The organism is Bacillus sp. Nf3 (assembly GCF_003028545.1).
Taxonomy (GTDB): Bacteria; Bacillota; Bacilli; order Bacillales; family Bacillaceae; genus Bacillus; species Bacillus safensis.
Window position 1 is genome coordinate 1 of record NZ_PYUA01000048.1, and the last position, 656, is coordinate 656.

At 64.6% G+C, this 656-nt stretch carries 1 protein-coding gene; it reads left to right on the plus strand.

Annotated features, from left to right (window positions below; all coding sequences use genetic code 11):
- Window positions 1-656, plus strand: a 656-nt coding sequence (locus C9414_RS20780) for an AAA family ATPase (protein WP_142398070.1), incomplete at both ends; no start/stop codon positions are given.

Here is a 656-nt window from a genome sequence, read left to right on the forward strand (position 1 = left end):
GTCGGCAAGGACGTCGAGCAGATCATCCGTGATCTGGCCGATACCGCGGTCAAGCTGTACCGCGAGCAGGCCAAGGTGCGCGTGCGTACCCAGGCCGAAGAACGCGCCGAAGACCGCATCCTCGATGCGCTGTTGCCGCGTCGTAGTGGTGGCATCGGTTTCGATCCGGAAGTGGCGCGCAGCGAGCCGTCGGCGCAGGACAACGAGACCCGCATCAAGTTCCGCAAGATGCTGCGCAACGGCGAGCTGGACGAGCGCGAGATCGAGCTCGACCTGGCCGCGAACGTGAGCATGGACATCATGACCCCGCCGGGCATGGAGGAAATGGGCCAGCAGCTGAAGTCGATGTTCGCCAACCTCGGTGGCGGTGCCAAGGCGCACAAGCGCACGCTGACCATCAAGGCCGCACGCCCGCTGCTGGTGGAAGAAGAGGCCGGCAAGCTGGTCAACGAGGACGACATCCGCACTGCGGCGATCGAAGCCTGCGAGCAGCACGGCATCGTGTTCATCGATGAGATCGACAAGGTGGCCAAGCGCGGCGATAACGTGGGCGGCGGCGATGTCTCGCGCGAAGGCGTGCAGCGCGACCTGCTGCCGCTGGTGGAAGGTTCCAACGTGTCGACCAAGTACGGCACGATCAAGACCGACCACATCCT